Genomic DNA, 16,077 nt, shown 5'->3' on the forward strand with positions numbered 1-16,077 from the left:
GTCGGTCGGTCGTCAGTCGATTACTCTTCGTCGGCTTCGTCTTCGTCGTCGCCGTCGGCGGCTTCGAGCTGGTCCTGCGCGATGCCGACTTCCTGGCCCTCGTCGAAACTGATGGTGTAGGTCGGCTCGCCGAACATGCTCTCGATGACCTGCGTGACCGTGCCGGTCTCGCCGTCGTACTCGCTGTGCTTGTCGTGCAGAACGACCTTGTCGTCTTTCTCGAAGCTCATACGCACAGGTTCCGCGTCACCGGATAAAAGAGCGATGATTGGCCGCGAAGTCGCCGGCTCCGCCTCGCGACGACGCGTGTCGAAGCCGATTTGTGGAGTCGCGCCGAACCGTGAGCTATGCCGAGTCGCCCGCTCGCACATCGACCGCCGGACGCGCGCCGATGACGGTCGACGACCTGTGGTTCCTCGCCGACGAGGCGCGACAGCGCGCCGAGCAGGCCTACCATCGCCTGCGCCGGAGCCACGCCGACGCCGACTACCTCGAACCGGTCCACACCCGCCGCGTCTCCCGCCCGCGGTTTCGGACGCTCGCCTCCCGAGTGAAGTCCACGGGGACGCCCTACGGCGTCCACACCGTCGTCCGCCGCCGCGACGACGAGATACTGCTCGTCCGCCACGAGGGCGTCGACCTCTGGGTCCTCCCCGGCGGCGGCGTCGACGACGGAGATGAGGGGTTCACCGAGGCCGCCCGGCGCGAACTCGCCGAGGAGGCCGGTATCACCGCCGACTACGGCGGCCTCGCGATGGCCACCCGAATCGACATCCGCTGCGACGGCCACCAGACGTGGGGCGTGATGCCCGTCTACCGCGCCCGCGCCGACGGGACCGCGGAACTCAGCGTGAACGACCCCGACGAAGAAATCTCGGCCGCGCGGTGGTTCCGCGTCTCGGAACTCCCGGCGGACACCCGCGACCGCGACGACCTGCTGTCGTGGTACGACCACGTCGCCGGCGACTGACCGGGTCCCGGTTCAGCCGGTCGGTTCTTGCGTGTCTTGCACGTCTTCCGCGTCCTTCGCGTCCTTCGCGTCCTTCGCTTCGTCACCGTCGCCCTCGACGTGTTGGCCCCAGAATCCGGGGTACTTCTCCACCCAGAGGTCGCCGAGGACGACCGTTTGGCACGCCAGTCGGAGCCCCGAGTCGGGGTCGTGCGGCGGGAACCGGAGTCGGCGGCGCTCCTTTTTGGTCCGGTAGGTCACGGGGCCGCGAATCCGGACGGCGCAGGTACCGCACGAGCCGCCCCCGTGGCAGTTGAACCACGATGAGTGACCGTTGTGCGGCGGTTCGCCGGCCGCTCGAAGCACGTCGCGGAGCACGTCCCCGCGGTCGCACTCGATTTCCCGGCCGCGAAAGTGGACGGTTGGCACGTGTCGGGTGACGCCACGCGAGGGTTAAGCGGTGTCGTTCGAGCGGCGACAGGAAAGGGCCGGCAAGGGGTCGGTAACCATCGACCGCCGCGTCGCCACAGTTCCCGAATCGAACCACGAAAAGCGGCAAGGGCGTCCGAAACCCCGCGATTCGCCTCGGAGAATCTAAGTTCGTCCGTCCCCGACCCCGACCATGCGCAACACACGACGCGCGTACCTCGCCGCCACGGCGGGTGCGCTGACGCTGGGCACCGCCGGCTGTCTCGGCGGCGGAAGCGGCGGTTCCGGCGACGACGCCGTCGCCGCCATCGGTTGCGAGGTTCCCGAGCGCGACACGGTCAGCTCCCTCCCCACGCCCGTCATCGGGTCCGAGGACGCGAGCGTCGTCGTCGACGTCTGGGAGGACTTCGCCTGTCCCCACTGCGCGACCTTCGCGGTCGAGGTCGCACCGCAACTCCGGTCCGAGTACGTCTCGGAGGGCATCGTCCGCTACCGCCACCACGATTTCCCGATTCCGGTCGACGACTGGTGGTCGTGGAAGGGCGCTTCGGCGGCCCGCGCCGTCCAGGACGAGGCCGACGACGAGACCTTCTTCGACTTCGCCCACACGCTCTACGAGAACCAATCGGAGTTCACCGGCGGCGACGCCGAGGGCTCGCTGTCGACGCTCCAGTCGCTCGCGAACGACGCCGACCTCGACGGCTGTTCGGTCGCCGCGGCCGCCTCCCGCGAGCGCTACCGTCCCCTCGTCGAGGCCGAGCGAACCGAGGCCGTCGACGAACGCGGGTTCCAGGGAACGCCGACCGTCCTCGTCGACGGCGAACAGGTCGCCCCGCGGTGGTCCGACCTCCAGAGCGCCGTCGAGAACGCCCGGTAATCGGATTCGACTCGCACACTACCTCTCGCGCGGGATTCGCGCACGACACCAGCGACTCTTTACGGAGAGATTCACTAGCCACGAGTATGCACGCGACGCGACCGCTCCGTCGACTCCGACGAGGTGACGCCCGGTGAGACGACGCGCCCTCCTCTCTCTTCTCGCGGGCGCGGGCGTCGCCGGCCTCGCTGGCTGTCTCGGCGACGGTGCGGCCTCCGAGGGGTCAGCCGAGACGACCGCGGACGACAGCGCCGGAACTGCCTCGGCAACCGCGTCGCCCGACTCCGGCGACCTCCCGCTCGTCGTCGACACCGTGGAGGCACAGGGGTCGTCGGCCGGCGAGGCGCAAATCCCCGTGGCGGGGACGCCGACCGTCCTCGACCTCTTCGCGACGTGGTGTGCGCCCTGCGTCGCCCAGATGGAGTCGCTTCGGACGCTCCACGATGAGTTCGGCGACGACGTGGCGTTCGTCTCGGTGACGAACGAGCGCCTCGGCGGCGGCCTCACGATGGACGACATCCGCGATTGGTGGGCCGAACACGACGGGAACTGGACGGTCGGCCACGACCCCGACAGTAACCTGATGCGCGCGGTCCGCGCGAACGGTCTCCCGTACCTCGTCGTCTTCGACGCCGACGGGTCGATAACGTGGACCCACCGCGGCCTCGCCAGCGAGGAGAACCTCCGCGCCGCCGTCGAGGACGTCGCCTGATGCCCGGGTTCGGTCTCGGTCCCGTGCTGGGACTCGACCCCGCGTTCGCCGGCACGCTCGCGTTCGCCGTCAGCGCGGGCGTCGCCACCTTCTTCGCGCCTTGCGCCTACCCGCTTCTCCCGGGCTACGTCGGTTACTACCTCTCCCGCGAGGAGGCCGACCTCGGCGGCGCGGTCGTCCGTGGGTCGGTCGCGTCGCTCGCCGCGCTGGTCGTCCTCGGGGCTATCGGGAGCGCGCTCGCGGTCGTCGGCGGCCGAATCGCCTCGCACCTCGCGCTCCTCGAACCGCTCGTCGGCGCGGCGCTCGTCGGCTTCGGCGTCCTCATGTTCACCGGGCGCGCGCCGAGCCTCCACGTCGTCCTCCCGGAGTACCGGTCGTCCGTGACCGGCTTCGCCGTCTTCGGCGGGGTGTACGGCCTCGCTGCCGCCGGCTGTGTCGTCCCGATTTTCCTCGGCGTGGTCACCCAGTCGCTCGCGCTCCCGACCGCGCAGGCGGTCGTCTCGCTCGGGGCCTACGCCGCGGCCGCGGCGCTCCCGCTCGCTCTCGTGACCGTCGCGGCCGCGCTCGGCGGCGACCGAATCCGGTCGCTATCGGGCTACGTCGGCTCGGTCCAGAAAGCCGCCGCGGTCGTGATGATACTGGCCGGCCTCTGGCAGATTTGGCTGGCGCTGTCGTTCTTGGGACACGTCTGAGGGCGCGGGCGGTCGGCTGCCCGATAGCTCGCGGCGGCCGACTCAGCCGTCCAATCCCGGCACCTCGCCGGTCGGCGTCGGTAACGACCGAATCTCCCGCGGCGGCACGAGGAAGTTGCCGCGGCGCTTGACGAAGATGTACTCTAAAATGCCGTTGTTGACGCGCTGGCGGACGGTCGGCACGTCGGTCAGGTCGGTTCCGTTCATCGCCTCGCGGACCTCCTCGAACGCCGAGATGCCGCGCTGGAGCGACGGGAAGTGCAGGCTCGCCACGCCGTCGTCGGCCGACTCGAAGTGCCTGCGGAGGAGTCTGACGTTCCCTTCCTCGTCGCGGTTGGCGCGGGCGGCCTTCTGGGCGTGGCCGACGTGCCCGAACTCGAAGGCGTCGTCGCGGAGGCGGTCCAGCATCGCGTCGATACCGCTGTCGTCGCCGAGGTTGTCGCCGACGCCTTCGACGAGGTTCTGCTCGGCGTGGGCGGGCGAAAACAGTTTCATGACCCGATGGTAGCGGTCTTCCTCGTCGTACCAGTCCGAGAGGCGCTGGCGGACGTTCGCCACGTGCTTCGTGGTCGCACCCGCGAACGGCCCCTCGTCGATGGTGACGTACTCCTCCGTGGCCTGATTCTTGGCGAACCCCGCTTTGAACCCCATGAACAGCGGCGACGCCTCGGGGACGGGGTTCCCGTCGGGGATACCGTTCAGGTCGGACTGGTGTTCCGCCGGGAGTCCGGCCCCGACGAACCCCGTCCGCCGGGAGGCGACCGAGAAGACGCCCGAGAGGTCGGCATCGACGGCGACGCCGTTGGCCTCGTCGGTCTCGCCGAGAAGCGCTTGTTCGGCTTCGAGAACTGCGTCGGCGCGGTCGGACGCGAGGTGGACGAGCGCGTCCTGCCGGTCGAACTCGGGCGTTTCGAAGGGCGACAGCGCCCGCGGTTCGGGCAGGTCCACACTGTCGGGAAGCGGGTCGTCGAAGCGGTCGAAGTACCGCGGCGAGTAGGCGGCCGACCAGATGACGCCCTCGTGGCTCCGCTCGTAGGCGCGGTCGAGGACCCGGAAGGCGCTCTCGACGGTCTCGCGGTCGGCCTCGTCGGGCGGCCCCTCACCGTCGAGGTCGAGATAGAGAAGCACTTGATGGCGGGGAATCTCGACGTTGCCGTGGTCGTCTTCCCGGCAGAACTCGTTCCACGCGTGCTGCCGACTCGGGAGCGTCTCGAACGCGTCGGTTCCCGCCGGGACAGGGTCGTCCGGTGCCCTGTCGAGGCAGGCGGAGAGCGCCGCCGCGCCGCCGACGGCGACCGCGGCCTTCAGGAACTCCCGGCGGGACGGAGACCCGTCGAACATACGCCCGGCTAGGGACCTCGCGGGGAAGTCCGTTCTGGTGTGTGCGTCGAAGATTTCGCGTCGGTCGTGCGGGACGAGAACACGCGCGCTGGCGTTCGAAACGCACACCAAACGGCATTTGAGTATCGGGCCGCTAGCGAGGGTAATGAAACGACGCACGTATCTCCGCGCCGCCGGGGCGGGCGCGGCGCTCGGTCTCGCTGGCTGTCTCGGCGGCGGCGACGCCAATCCGAACGTCTCGCTGTCGAAGCCCGACCGCGAGAACGACGTGTCCAGTGAGGACCTCCCCTACCCGGCGTGGGGCCAGCAGGTTCCCGACGTGACGCTTTCGGACCCCATCGCGGGAAGCGAGGTGTCGGTCCGCGACATCGACGTGCCGCACTTCCACACGTACTTTTTCACCAACTGCATGACCGTCTGTCCGGTCCTCATCAGCGCGCTCCGCGAGGTCCAGATTCACTCGGTCAGCGAGGGCTACGCCGACGAGGTGTCGTTCTACCCCATCACGTTCGACCCCGCCCGCGACGACGCCGACGCCTTCCGCGCGGAGGCCGACCAGATGAACGTGGACATGGACGCGGGCAACTGGCACTTCCTCCGGCCCGCCGACGAGGCCGAGGCGAAATCCGTCGTCGAAGACCAGTTCGGCGTCTTCTTCCAGAAGAACGAGCCGAACGACGAGGGCAACTACATGTTCACTCACCTCGGCCTCGTCTCGCTCGTCAACGGCGACGGCTACGTCGAGCGGACCTACCGCGGCAACCAACCGGACGAACAGACGCTCATCGACGACCTCACCGCGCTCCGGGAGGCATGACGAGTCGGCGTCGCTTCCTCGCGGCGAGCGGGACCGTCGCGGCCGCGGGCCTCTCCGGCTGTCTCGCCGAACTCGGTCGGCTCTACACCTCGAACGAACCGCCGGTCGTCTCGAACCGCCCCGACGAGGTGTACGTCCCGACCCACACCGAGGGGATGCGCATGGTCGGGAGCGCGGACGCCGGCGACCTCCGCGTGGGCGTCTTCTACAGCTATCCCCACCGGTTCTGGGTCATGTCCGACGAGAGCGACGGCTTCGACACGTCGAAACTGTCGGTCGGGGCCGGCGACGACGTGCATCTCATGGCCGCCGTCTGGGACGCCGAGACTGGCGTCGTCGTCCCCGACACCGGCCTCTCGCTCGAAATCGCCCGCGACGGCGACCTCGTGAGCGAGGAGGTCGTCTACGCGATGCTCTCCCAGCGGATGGGCTTTCACTACGGCTCGAACTTCGGCCTCGACGGCGACGGGAGCTACGAGGTGACGGTGGACGTGGGCGCGCCCTCTCTGCGCCTGTTCGGCGACCTCGCCGGCCGGTTCGAGTCGCCCGCGACCGCGACGCTCGACTTCGAGTACAGTAGCCGCGACCGCGACGACATCCCGTACACGATGCTCGACGACCAGCAGGGCGACCCCGGCGCGGTCAAGCCGATGGAGATGGACGGGCTTCCGCTCGGTTGCGCTCCCGAGACGCTTCCGGGGACGGCGCTCGGGGAGGCGACGACGGGAAGCCTCCGACTCGTCGGCACCGTCCTCGACGCCGACCGCTTCGGCGACGACCCGTACCTCGCCGTCTCGCCGCAGACACCCTACAACCGCCTGCTCGTCCCGCGACTGGGACTCACCGCGACCGTCGCGTCCGGTGGGTCTGGCGGGGCGACCCGCTTCGACGGCCGACTCGAACCCGGCCTCGACGCCGACCTCGGCTTCCACTATGGCGCGTCGGTTCCGGGGCTCGCCGCCGACGATGCGACCGCGGACCTCACGGTTGACGTGCCGCCACAGGTCGCCCGTCACGAGGGCTACGAGACGGCCTTCCTCGAATTCGACCCCGTTCGTCTCGGGTAACGGCAACCGAATCGAACAAGGACAGGGCTATTTTCGTCCGGGCCGACCGACCCCGTATGGACTCGACGCGCCGCGAACGCGCGACACTCGCCCTCGCCGTCTGGGGCGTCCTCGTCTCGCAGGTCCTCCTCTACCCCGGCGTCTCCGACCTCGTGACCGCCCTCGGCGGCGGGCAGGGGGAGTACGACCTCTCGGCGGGGATGCTGTTTCTCGTCGCCGAGTTCGCCTCGTTCGTCGCCTTCTCCAGCGTCTGGGGCGCGCTCTCGGACACGCTCGGCCGACGGACGTGGCTCATCGTCGCGGGCGCGCTCGGGGGCGCGGCCAGCTACGTCGCGCTCATCGCGCTCGCCACGGTCCCGTGGCTCGACGCGACCTTCGGCGCGGTCCTCGCCGTCCGCTTCGTCGGCGGCGCGATGACTATCGGCGCGTTCTCGCTGTCGATTACGATGCTCGCGGACCTCTCGGGAGGCAACGGCCGAAACATGGGCGCGGCGGGCATCGCCATCGGCCTCGGCGCGGCGCTCGGCTCGGTCGTCGGCGGCCAACTCACCACCATCGACCCGCTCGCGCCACTGTACGCGTCCGCCGCGTCGCTCACCGCCGTCGCCCTTCTCGTCACGACCGTCACCGACCGGACGCCCGACTCGACCCGCGTCGGCGTCGGTGTCGTCCTCCGAAAACTCGCCTCGCGACCGGCGTTCGCGGTCCCGTACGCCTTCGGATTCATCGACCGCATGACCGCCGGCTTCTTCGCCCTCGTCGGAGTGTACTACTTCCGCGAGGCGTTCGGCGTGAACGCCGCCGTCGCCGGCGGGGTGCTCGCGCTCTTTTTCGTCCCCTTCGCGCTCCTGCAGTACCCCCTCGGCTCGCTGTCCGACCGCATCGGCCGGTTCGTCCCCGTCGTCGCGGGGTCGATGCTCTACGGCGTCGCAATCGTCGCCGTCGGCGTCGCTCCGGCCTTCGAACTCGCGGCCGCCCTGATGGTCGTCGTCGGCGTCTTCGGCGCGCTCGTCGCGCCCGCGACGATGGCGCTCGTGACCGACCTCGCCGAGTCGGGCGAGCGCGGGGCGGCCCTCGGCGGCTTCAACGTCTTCGGGAGTCTCGGCTTCCTCGCCGGCTTCCTCATCGGGGGCGTCGTCGCCGACGCGGTCGGCTACCTCCCGTCGTTCCTCGTCGTCGGCTTCGCCGAGGTCGCTATCGCCATCGTCGCGCTCCGGGCGGTGAAGCGACTCGACGGCATCGACGCGACTCAGACGCCGTCGAGCGCCGACTGAAGTTCGGCGTTCACGACGAGCCACATCCCGCGGAGGCAGACGACGACGGCGAGGCCGACGCCCGCGAGGACGAACGCCAAGAACAGGCCGACGAAGACGCCACCGCCCCGCGGGTCGGGGACAGTCGCCGCAAACTCGCCGAGTTGGACCGCGAACGCGACGATACCGGCGACGAGGAACGCGAGCAGCAGTTCGAGGAGCCGCCAGAACGTCTCGATTCGCAGGCCGCCGCGGCCGGTGAGGAGGAGAGCGATTCGCCGCGACGCGGCCAGAAGCGAGACGGCCGTGAGCAAAAGCGTCGCGGCGGCCGCGAGCCCGAAGCCGACATCGGCGAGCGGGAGCGACGACGCGAGCGGCGAGACGAGCGTCAGCGCGACGCCGAGGAGGACGGCGGCCGCGAGGAGCGACTCGACACCGAGAATCGCCGTCTCCGGCTCGTCGCGGGCGATTCGAGCGAGTGTCCCGTGCACGGCCGACTCTCTCGGCGGGCGCTCAAGGCTGTTTCCCTTAGCCTTAGTCGTGTCCGGAGACGCGGACCGGCTGGTAGGGTTCTTCGAGGTAGTCGATGTCGGAGGCCGAGAGCTTGATGTCGAGGGCCTCGACCGCGTCTTCGAGGTGTTCGATACTGCTCGTGCCGACGATGGGCGCGTCCACCCAGTCCTTGTGGAGCACCCACGAGAGCGCGAGCTGCGCCATCTTGACGCCTTTCTCGTCGGCGAGTTCCTCGACGCGCTCGTTCACCTCGCGGCCGCCGCCCTCGAAGTACGGGTGGCCCTTGGCGTGTTCGTCGGTCTGGCCGCGGGTCGTCGCCTCGAACTCCTCGTGGGGGCGGGTGAGGTAGCCGCGGGCGAGCGGCGACCACGGCATGACGCCGACGCCCTGCTTCTCGCAGAGGGGGAGCATCTCGCGTTCCTCCTCGCGGTAGAGCAGGTTGTAGTGGTTCTGCATCGTAGCGAAGCGGTCCAGCCCGAGCGAGTCGGCGGTGTACTGCGCCTCGGCGAACTGATGGGCCCACATCGACGACGCGCCGACGTAGCGGGTCTTGCCGCGGCGGACCGCGTCGTCGAGCGCCCGCATCGTCGTCTCGATGGGCGTGTCGTAATCGTAGCGGTGAATCTGCAGCAGGTCGAGGCTGTCCATCCCGAGGCGGGAAAGCGAGTTGTCGAGTTCCTGCTCGATGGCCTTCCGCGAGAGACCGCCGGAGTTCGGGTCGTTTTCGTCCATCTGGAAGTACACCTTCGAGGCGACGACGGCCTCGTCGCGGCGGCCCTCCAGCGCCTTCCCGAGGACGCGCTCGGACTCGCCGTTCGAGTACATGTTCGCGGTGTCGAAGAAGTTGATACCGAGTTCGATGGCGCGGTCGACCAGTTCGAGGCCCGCCTCCTCCTCTAAGACCCACTCGCGCCACTCCGGCGTGCCGAAGCTCATACAGCCGAGACAGATGCGGGAGACCTCCATGCCGGTGTCTCCGAGCGTCGTGTACTCCATGTGCGAACATCCCCGCGAGTCGGCAAAAAGATGGACCAAGCGGTAGCCGCGGCGGGAAATCCGCCGACTGTCTGGGGAGGTCCGCGGAATCGCCCGGCCGGTCAGCGAGCCGAGACAGTCGGCCCAAACGGCCGTTTCTCGGCGTTTGAAACCGTCTCTCTCGGTTTATGCTTCCCGGAGTCGTATCAGTGACCCGAGGCGTAGCCTCGGTGATTCCGATGTTCACAACCAACCAACTGGCCGCAGTCCTCCTGAGCCTCCTCGTAGTGGGGTCGCTCGCGGGCGTTGCGGTCGCACAACAAGGGCCAGCGGCTGGCGGTGCCGTCGTCGTCGACGAGGGCGAGACCTTCGACGGCGACCTCGACGCGGTCGGCGGCACGGTCGTCATCGCCGGGACGGTAACCGGCGACGTGTCGGCGACGGCCGGGACCGTCCTCGTGGCGGAGACGGGCGTCATCAACGGTAATCTCGATGCGGTCGCGGGCTCCGTGACCCTCGAAGGGACCGTCGGCGGCGACGTGAGTCTCGCTGGCGGCGCGGTGTTCGTCCGCGACACCGCCGACGTCGGCGGGTCGTTAGACGCCGCGGGCGACACCGTCCAACTCGATGGCGCGGTTGCCGGAACCGTCCGCGTCGGTGCCAACGAACTTGCGGTCGGCCCGACCGCTCGGGTCGGCGGCTCGCTCGAATACGACGCGGCGACCGCGACCGTCGACTCCGCGGCCGCCGTCGACAGCGGCGTGCGGCAGGTGGACGGCCTCGTGGTCGCCACCCCCGTCGTCGCCGGGACGCCGTTCCAGTTCGGCCAGTTCGAAGGCCCGGTCATCCCCGACTGGGTGGTCTCGGGCTACTGGCTGCTCGCCAACTTCGTCGTCGGCGCGATTATCGTCCTCGTCGCTCCCGACTTCGCCCGCCGCGTGACGGGCCTCGGGACGAAGAAAGCCGTTCGCAGCGGCGGTGTCGGTCTCCTCGCCATCGTCGCGGTGCCCATCGTCCTGCTGCTCCTGCTGTTGACCATCGTGGGCATCCCGCTCTCGCTGGCCGGTGGGGTCGGCTTCCTGCTCGCCCTCTGGGTCGCGGGCATCTACGGCGCGCTCGTCCTCGGGACGTGGCTCCTGTCGCTCGCGGACTACGACAACCGCTGGGTCGCGCTGTTCGCCGGCCTGTTCGTCCTCGCCGTGCTCGACTTCGTCCCCCTCGGGGGCGTCCTCGAGTTCGTCGTCCTCCTCGTCGGTCTCGGCGCGTTCGCGCTGGCGCTCCGCGGGGAGTCCGCCAACGACGGCGACGAGAGCGTGAGCGCGCCCGACGAGGGCCCGCAGGAAGGCTCGCCGATGGCCTGACGGCGCGGCGCTCTCGCACAATCCAGACGAACAATTATTATGGTCTGTTCTGTCTGTCGAGCCATGGCAGTCGAGTACGAGGCCGAGTCGGAATCGTTCGAGTGGGACATCCCCGAGGAGTACAACATCCCCGCGGTCATCGAATCGCACGCCGACGCCTTCGGCGACCGCGTCGCCCTGAAGTTCCGCGACGCCGACGGCGGCCGCGCGGAGCGGACCTACGGCGACCTCCGCGACGACATGAACCGCTTCGCCAACGCGCTCGAATCTATGGGCGTCGGGAAGGGCGACCGACTCATCCATCTCCTCCCCCGCGACCCCGACGTGTTCGCCGTCCAACTCGGCGCGCTCAAGCGCGGCGCGCTGCTCGTCCCCAGTTCCTCGATGCTCAAACCCAAGGACATCGCGTTCCGCGCGAACGACTGCGAGGCGACGACGGCCGTCGTCCACGAGTCCCTCGTCGGCATGGTCGACGAGGTGCGCGACGAGACGCCGCTTTCGAACTTCGTCGTCCTCGGCGGCGACGCCGACGGCTGGACCTCGTTTTCGAACCTCGTCGCCGACGAGTCCACCGCGCACGACGGCCCCGACCTCCGGGCCGAAGACCCGATGTCCATCAACTACACGTCGGGGACGACCGGCCAGCCCAAGCCGGTCCGCCACCGCCACCGCTGGATGCGCTGTTTCGAACTCGTCAACGCCCCCTACTGGTGGGGCGTCACGGCCGACGACGACCTCTCGGACGAACTGCTCTGGGCGACGACCGGCACCGGCTGGGCCAAGTGGTTCTGGAGCCCCGTCGGCGTCGGCCTGACGACCGGCGCGACCCAGTTCGTCTACCGCGGCGACTTCGAACCGGACACGTTTCTCGACATCATGGAAGAGGAGGGCGTCACCCGCCTCTGTGCCGTCCCGACCCAGTACCGGATGTTCGCCCAGCGCGACCTCGGCTCGTACGACCTCCGACTGAAAGAGGCGCTGTCGGCGGGCGAACCGCTCAACCGCGAACCCATCGAGGCGTTCCGCGAGGCGTTCGACGTCATCCCGCGAGACGGCTACGGCCAGACCGAGACGGTCGCGCTCCTCACGAACTACCCCGGCATCGACGTGAAACCCGGCAGCATGGGCAAGCCGACGCCCGGCCTCGGCACGACCATCATCGACGAGAACGAGGAGGAGGTCGGCGTCGACGAAATCGGCGAAATCGCCGTCCCGGTCGGCTGTCCCGGTATCTTCGACGGCTACTACGAGAAGCCGAACCTCGACGAGAAGACGTTCTCGGGCGACTACTACCGCACCGGCGACCTCGCCTCCCGCGACGAGGACGGCTACTTCTTCTTCGAGGGCCGCGCCGACGACATCATCATCTCGGCGGGCTACCGCATCGGCCCCTTCGAGGTCGAAGACGCGCTCGTCTCCCACGAGGCGGTCGCCGAGGCCGCCGCGGTCGCCAGCCCCCACGAGGAACGCGGCAGCATCGTCAAGGCGTTCGTCGTCCTCACCGACGGCTACGAGGGCTCTGACGACCTCGTCGACGAACTCCAGTCGTTCATGAAAGCGCAGACGGCCCCGTACAAGTATCCGCGCGAAATCGAGTTCGTCGCGGAACTGCCGAAAACCTCCTCGGGGAAGATTCGCCGCATCGAACTGCGGTCACAAGAGCGGGACTGAGCCGCGTCTCCCGGGGAACCCATTTCCCCTTTGTCACCTTTCTTTAGGCGTCGTCGCTTGGTGACGCCCATGTACATCGCGGACCAGACGTGGCCCGAACTCGGCGACTACGTGGCCGAATCGTCGCTCGCGGTCGTCCCCCTCGGCTCGACGGAACAGCACGGCCCGCACCTCCCGCTCGCCACCGACCACCTCATCGCGGAGGCGTTGGCCCGCGAGGCGGCCGACCGGACCGGCTACCTCTGTACGCCGACCGTCAACGTGGGCGTCAGCCCCCATCACCGCCAGTTCCACGGGACGATGTGGGTGGACGCGCCGCAGTTCCGCGACTACGTGGAGTCGATGACGCGCAACCTCGCGTACCACGGCATCGACCGGGTCGTGTTCGTCAACGCCCACGGCGGCAACGTCCAGCACCTCCGGGAGGTCGGCCGCCGCCTCCGCGACGACGGCACCATGTACGCTATCGAGTGGATGTGGGACGAGTCGATTCCGGACCTCGTGACCGACCTGTTCGACCACCCCGGCCCCCACGGCGGGCCGAAGGAGACCTCGATGATACTGCACATCGCCCGCGACCTCGTCCGCGAGGGCGAACTCGACTCGGCCCGCGACGGCGGCGTCGTGGATCTGAGCGACGACCACCTCCGCGAACACGGCGCTCGGACGTTCTACGACGCCATCGAGAACTCCGAAAACGGCGTCTTCGGCGACCAGACCGACGCGTCGCCCGAGGCCGGCGAGGAACTGTTCGAGGCCGCGACCGACCAGCTCGTCCACCTGCTGTCGTGGCTCGACGACCAGCCGATCGAGGACTTGCTCGCGCCCGCGCACGTCGACCCGCAACCGGGCTCGCGTCGCTGACCCATCGACTGGCCGACACGCTCTTTTCTCCGCCGCCGAAGGGACGCCTATGACCGTCTGGGTCCTCGGCGACCAACTCGACCCGTCGGCCGCGCCGCTCCAGTCCGACGACCGCGTGCTGATGATAGAGGCGCACGCCTTCGGCGACCGACTGCCGTACCACCCCCAGAAGCTCGCGCTCGTCTTCTCGGCGATGCGGCACTTCCGCGACGACCTCCGCGAGCGCGGCTACGAGGTGACGTACGTCGAAGCCGAGACGTTCGGCGAGGGACTCGACCGCTACTTCGACGCCGCGCCCGGCGACGACCTCGTCGTGATGGACCCGCCGACCCACAGGGCGGGCGAGCGGCTTCGGGAACTCGTCGCCGCCCGCGGCGGGTCGCTCACGCTCGTCGAGAACGACCTGTTTCTCACGACGCCCGCCGACTTCGACGACTGGGCCGGCGACGCCGACACCTACCGACAGGAACACTGGTACCGGCACGTCCGCCGGAAGACGGGCGTCCTGATGGACGGCGACGACCCCGTCGGCGGCGAGTGGAACTACGACGACCAGAACCGCGAGACGCCGCCGGAGGGGTGGACACCGCCCGAGACGCCGCGGTTCGACCCGGACGAGACGACGCGCGAGGTCATCGAGTTCGTCCGCGAGCGCTACCCCGACGCGTGGGGGTCGCCCGAGCCGTTCGTCTGGCCGGTGACCCGCGAGGAGGCGAGACAGGCGCTGTCGCACTTCGTCGAGGTCCGCCTCCCCGAGTTCGGCCCGTATCAAGACGCGATGGTCGACGGCGAGTGGGCGCTCTGTCACTCCCTGCTGTCGGCGGCCATCAACCTCGGCCTGCTCCACCCGCGCGAGGCGGTCGAGGCGGTCGAGGAGGCCTACGAGGCGGGCGACGCCCCGCTCAACAGCGCCGAGGGGTTCGTCCGGCAGGTCCTCGGCTGGCGGGAGTTCGTGCGGCACGTCTACCGGCGGTCGATGCCCGAGTTGGCCGAAGCGAACCAACTCGACCAGACCGAACCGCTCCCGGAGGCCTACTGGACCGGCGAGACGGACATGCGCTGTCTCTCAGAGGCCGTGGGCCACGTCCGCGACCGCGGCTACGCCCACCACATCGAGCGCCTGATGGTGCTTTCGAACTTCGCGCTCGTCTACGGCGTCGACCCGGCGGAACTCGACCGCTGGTTCCATCTCGGTTTCGTCGACGCGTACCACTGGGTGACGACGCCGAACGTGGTCGCCATGGGGTCGTTCGCCACCGACGTGCTCTCGTCGAAGCCCTACGCCTCGTCGGGGAACTACGTGAACAAGATGTCCGACTACTGCTCGTCGTGTCCCTACGCGGTGTCGAAGACGACCGGCGAGAACGCCTGCCCGTTCAACGCGCTCTACTGGGACTTCCTGAAGGAAAACGAAGAACGTCTCCGGGGGACGGGCCGGATGGGGCTCATGTACTCTCACGTCGACCGGAAGGACGACGAGGAGTGGGACGCCATCCGGGCGCGGGCCGACGAGATTCGGCGGATGGGCCGGGCGGGGACGCTCTGAGAGAGTGCGAGGAGCGGCCACGACCCACCTGAAACCGGCGACCGCGGGGCGCGAGCGCCGCGGCTCGGCGGGTGATAATGCAGAACGCTGTTTGCTATCGAGTCATCGCCGGTCGGAACGCGTCGGACTCAGAGTCGCGTGACGTTCGTCGCCCGCGGGCCTTTGTCGGCCTCCTCGATGTCGAACTCCACTTCCTGACCCTCTTCGAGGTCGGGGCCCTCGATGTCCTCCATGTGGAAGAACACGTCGTCGTCGTGGTCTTCGGTCTCGATGAAGCCGTATCCGCCGGAGGACTTGAAGAATGCAACCTTACCTTTCGCCATTGCGTGTCGAAACTCATCGGTCGGCGGCATAAGGATTCCGCCGATTGCTACCACTGACCGTGGTACTGTTTACTCTCTCACGAGTCAGTCGTCGCGCGGCTCTCGGCCGAGCGTGTGGAACTCCTCGTTCGGTCGCATATCCGCGAACATCGCCATGCGGTTGCTGAGGTTGAAGAAGGCCGTGACCGCGCCGATGTCCCATATCGCCTCCTCGGAGAAGCCGGCGTCGCGGAGTCGCTGCAGGTCGTCCTCGCCGACCTCGACGGGCGACTCGGTGAGTTTGACCGCCACGTCCAGCATCGTCTTGTGTTTCTCGGGGATATCGGCGGTGCGGTAGTTGGCGACCAGTTGGTCCGCGAGCAGCGGGTCTTTCGCGTAGATGCGGACCAGCGCCCCGTGGGCGACGTTGCAGTAGTGACAGTGGTTGACGCCGGAGACGGCCACGATTATCATCTCCACCTCGTGGCGTTCGAGGTCGGTGTCCTCGACGAGGGCGTCGTGGTACTCGAAAAAGGGGCGGAAGTGCGAGGGCTTGTACGCGAAGGCGGCGAAGACGTTCGGCGTGAAGCCGGCGCGCTCGGTCTCGTCGTCGATGCGCTCGCGCAGGTCGTCCGGGAGGTCGTCGCGGTCGGGCACCGGGAACCGGCGCATAGCGTCGTCGTCCATGCGTCTCCGGTCTCTCGGATA

General features: G+C 68.9%; 18 protein-coding genes. 11 read left to right on the forward strand and 7 right to left on the reverse strand.

What is annotated here, in order from left to right; translation table 11 throughout:
• Nucleotides 1-20: 20 nt before the first annotated feature.
• Nucleotides 21-230 carry a hypothetical protein gene (locus C5B90_RS01175; RefSeq protein WP_058567317.1) on the reverse strand — a complete coding sequence of 70 codons (210 nt, stop codon included), beginning with the start codon at nucleotides 228-230 and terminating at the stop codon, nucleotides 21-23.
• A gap of 161 nt (nucleotides 231-391) precedes the next feature.
• Between C5B90_RS01175 and C5B90_RS01180 the strand changes: the two genes are divergently transcribed.
• Entirely contained in the window at nucleotides 392-970 is a 579-nt protein-coding gene (locus C5B90_RS01180; RefSeq protein ID WP_115880523.1) for an NUDIX hydrolase, read from the forward strand.
• Between the two features lie 12 nt (nucleotides 971-982).
• Here C5B90_RS01180 and C5B90_RS01185 read toward each other — a convergent pair whose 3' ends face one another.
• Nucleotides 983-1,378 (reverse strand): 2Fe-2S iron-sulfur cluster-binding protein, encoded by a 396-nt coding sequence (locus tag C5B90_RS01185; RefSeq protein WP_115878419.1) that lies wholly within the window; start codon nucleotides 1,376-1,378, stop codon nucleotides 983-985.
• A gap of 193 nt (nucleotides 1,379-1,571) precedes the next feature.
• On the opposite strand from C5B90_RS01185, the gene C5B90_RS01190 reads away from it, so the two are divergent.
• From C5B90_RS01190 to C5B90_RS01200, 3 genes are all read left to right on the forward strand, one after another.
• Nucleotides 1,572-2,255 carry a DsbA family protein gene (locus tag C5B90_RS01190; RefSeq protein ID WP_115878421.1) on the forward strand — a complete coding sequence of 228 codons (684 nt, stop codon included), beginning with the start codon at nucleotides 1,572-1,574 and terminating at the stop codon, nucleotides 2,253-2,255.
• A gap of 133 nt (nucleotides 2,256-2,388) precedes the next feature.
• A complete protein-coding gene (locus tag C5B90_RS01195) occupies nucleotides 2,389-2,967 on the forward strand; it encodes a TlpA disulfide reductase family protein (RefSeq protein WP_115878423.1) in 579 nt (192 codons plus the stop codon).
• Nucleotides 2,967-3,659, forward strand: coding sequence for a cytochrome c biogenesis CcdA family protein (locus tag C5B90_RS01200; protein ID WP_115878425.1), 693 nt, complete (start codon nucleotides 2,967-2,969; stop codon nucleotides 3,657-3,659). Before C5B90_RS01195 ends, C5B90_RS01200 begins: the two co-directional genes overlap by 1 nt.
• A 42-nt stretch (nucleotides 3,660-3,701) precedes the next feature.
• Here the strand turns inward: C5B90_RS01200 and C5B90_RS01205 are convergent, their stop codons facing one another.
• Complete coding sequence (locus tag C5B90_RS01205; RefSeq protein ID WP_115878427.1) at nucleotides 3,702-5,000, reverse strand: twin-arginine translocation signal domain-containing protein; 1,299 nt, start codon at nucleotides 4,998-5,000, stop codon at nucleotides 3,702-3,704.
• 145 nt (nucleotides 5,001-5,145) lie between these two features.
• On the opposite strand from C5B90_RS01205, the gene C5B90_RS01210 reads away from it, so the two are divergent.
• From C5B90_RS01210 to C5B90_RS01220, 3 genes are read left to right on the forward strand one after another with little or no spacing between them, the layout of a single operon-like run.
• Nucleotides 5,146-5,817: an SCO family protein gene (locus C5B90_RS01210; RefSeq protein WP_115878429.1), complete on the forward strand. Its 672-nt coding sequence runs from the start codon at nucleotides 5,146-5,148 to the stop codon at nucleotides 5,815-5,817.
• Nucleotides 5,814-6,884: an iron transporter gene (locus C5B90_RS01215; RefSeq protein ID WP_115878431.1), complete on the forward strand. Its 1,071-nt coding sequence runs from the start codon at nucleotides 5,814-5,816 to the stop codon at nucleotides 6,882-6,884. Before C5B90_RS01210 ends, C5B90_RS01215 begins: the two co-directional genes overlap by 4 nt.
• Before the next feature lie 56 nt (nucleotides 6,885-6,940).
• Complete coding sequence (locus C5B90_RS01220) at nucleotides 6,941-8,158, forward strand: MFS transporter (RefSeq protein WP_115878433.1); 1,218 nt, start codon at nucleotides 6,941-6,943, stop codon at nucleotides 8,156-8,158.
• Here C5B90_RS01220 and C5B90_RS01225 read toward each other — a convergent pair.
• Together C5B90_RS01225 and C5B90_RS01230 are read right to left on the reverse strand one after the other, a co-directional pair.
• On the reverse strand, nucleotides 8,134-8,628 hold the full coding sequence (locus C5B90_RS01225) for a hypothetical protein (protein ID WP_115878435.1): 495 nt from the start codon (nucleotides 8,626-8,628) through the stop codon (nucleotides 8,134-8,136). The genes C5B90_RS01220 and C5B90_RS01225 overlap by 25 nt on opposite strands.
• Before the next feature lie 43 nt (nucleotides 8,629-8,671).
• Entirely contained in the window at nucleotides 8,672-9,646 is a 975-nt protein-coding gene (locus C5B90_RS01230) for an aldo/keto reductase (RefSeq protein WP_115878437.1), read from the reverse strand.
• Between the two features lie 218 nt (nucleotides 9,647-9,864).
• On the opposite strand from C5B90_RS01230, the gene C5B90_RS01235 reads away from it, so the two are divergent.
• From C5B90_RS01235 to C5B90_RS01250, 4 genes are all read left to right on the forward strand, one after another.
• Nucleotides 9,865-10,986, forward strand: coding sequence for a polymer-forming cytoskeletal protein (locus tag C5B90_RS01235; protein WP_115878439.1), 1,122 nt, complete (start codon nucleotides 9,865-9,867; stop codon nucleotides 10,984-10,986).
• A 63-nt stretch (nucleotides 10,987-11,049) separates the two neighbouring features.
• Nucleotides 11,050-12,657, forward strand: coding sequence for an acyl-CoA synthetase (locus C5B90_RS01240; RefSeq protein WP_115878441.1), 1,608 nt, complete (start codon nucleotides 11,050-11,052; stop codon nucleotides 12,655-12,657).
• Between the two features lie 69 nt (nucleotides 12,658-12,726).
• Complete coding sequence (locus C5B90_RS01245; protein ID WP_115878444.1) at nucleotides 12,727-13,521, forward strand: creatininase family protein; 795 nt, start codon at nucleotides 12,727-12,729, stop codon at nucleotides 13,519-13,521.
• A gap of 49 nt (nucleotides 13,522-13,570) precedes the next feature.
• Nucleotides 13,571-15,067: a cryptochrome/photolyase family protein gene (locus C5B90_RS01250; RefSeq protein ID WP_115878446.1), complete on the forward strand. Its 1,497-nt coding sequence runs from the start codon at nucleotides 13,571-13,573 to the stop codon at nucleotides 15,065-15,067.
• 128 nt (nucleotides 15,068-15,195) lie between these two features.
• Here the strand turns inward: C5B90_RS01250 and C5B90_RS01255 are convergent, their stop codons facing one another.
• Both C5B90_RS01255 and C5B90_RS01260 read right to left on the reverse strand, forming a co-directional pair.
• Nucleotides 15,196-15,390: a cold-shock protein gene (locus C5B90_RS01255; RefSeq protein ID WP_058567303.1), complete on the reverse strand. Its 195-nt coding sequence runs from the start codon at nucleotides 15,388-15,390 to the stop codon at nucleotides 15,196-15,198.
• Between the two features lie 84 nt (nucleotides 15,391-15,474).
• Complete coding sequence (locus tag C5B90_RS01260; RefSeq protein ID WP_115878448.1) at nucleotides 15,475-16,056, reverse strand: peroxidase-related enzyme; 582 nt, start codon at nucleotides 16,054-16,056, stop codon at nucleotides 15,475-15,477.
• Nucleotides 16,057-16,077 lie beyond the last annotated feature (21 nt).

The organism is Haloferax sp. Atlit-12N, from assembly GCF_003383095.1.
GTDB lineage: Archaea > Halobacteriota > Halobacteria > Halobacteriales > Haloferacaceae > Haloferax.

Bases quoted from the DNA above. Each gene is read 5' to 3' on its own strand.
- C5B90_RS01180 (WP_115880523.1), top strand. From the start codon at position 392: ATGACGGTCGACGACCTGTGGTTCCTCGCCGACGAGGCGCGACAGCGC.
- C5B90_RS01220 (WP_115878433.1), top strand. From the start codon at position 6,941: ATGGACTCGACGCGCCGCGAACGCGCGACACTCGCCCTCGCCGTCTGG.
- C5B90_RS01215 (WP_115878431.1), top strand. From the start codon at position 5,814: ATGACGAGTCGGCGTCGCTTCCTCGCGGCGAGCGGGACCGTCGCGGCC.
- C5B90_RS01210 (WP_115878429.1), top strand. From the start codon at position 5,146: ATGAAACGACGCACGTATCTCCGCGCCGCCGGGGCGGGCGCGGCGCTC.
- C5B90_RS01205 (WP_115878427.1), bottom strand. From the start codon at position 5,000: ATGTTCGACGGGTCTCCGTCCCGCCGGGAGTTCCTGAAGGCCGCGGTC.
- C5B90_RS01200 (WP_115878425.1), top strand. From the start codon at position 2,967: ATGCCCGGGTTCGGTCTCGGTCCCGTGCTGGGACTCGACCCCGCGTTC.
- C5B90_RS01260 (WP_115878448.1), bottom strand. From the start codon at position 16,056: ATGGACGACGACGCTATGCGCCGGTTCCCGGTGCCCGACCGCGACGAC.
- C5B90_RS01235 (WP_115878439.1), top strand. From the start codon at position 9,865: ATGTTCACAACCAACCAACTGGCCGCAGTCCTCCTGAGCCTCCTCGTA.
- C5B90_RS01250 (WP_115878446.1), top strand. From the start codon at position 13,571: ATGACCGTCTGGGTCCTCGGCGACCAACTCGACCCGTCGGCCGCGCCG.
- C5B90_RS01190 (WP_115878421.1), top strand. From the start codon at position 1,572: ATGCGCAACACACGACGCGCGTACCTCGCCGCCACGGCGGGTGCGCTG.
- C5B90_RS01240 (WP_115878441.1), top strand. From the start codon at position 11,050: ATGGCAGTCGAGTACGAGGCCGAGTCGGAATCGTTCGAGTGGGACATC.
- C5B90_RS01230 (WP_115878437.1), bottom strand. From the start codon at position 9,646: ATGGAGTACACGACGCTCGGAGACACCGGCATGGAGGTCTCCCGCATC.
- C5B90_RS01245 (WP_115878444.1), top strand. From the start codon at position 12,727: ATGTACATCGCGGACCAGACGTGGCCCGAACTCGGCGACTACGTGGCC.
- C5B90_RS01175 (WP_058567317.1), bottom strand. From the start codon at position 230: ATGAGCTTCGAGAAAGACGACAAGGTCGTTCTGCACGACAAGCACAGC.
- C5B90_RS01255 (WP_058567303.1), bottom strand. From the start codon at position 15,390: ATGGCGAAAGGTAAGGTTGCATTCTTCAAGTCCTCCGGCGGATACGGC.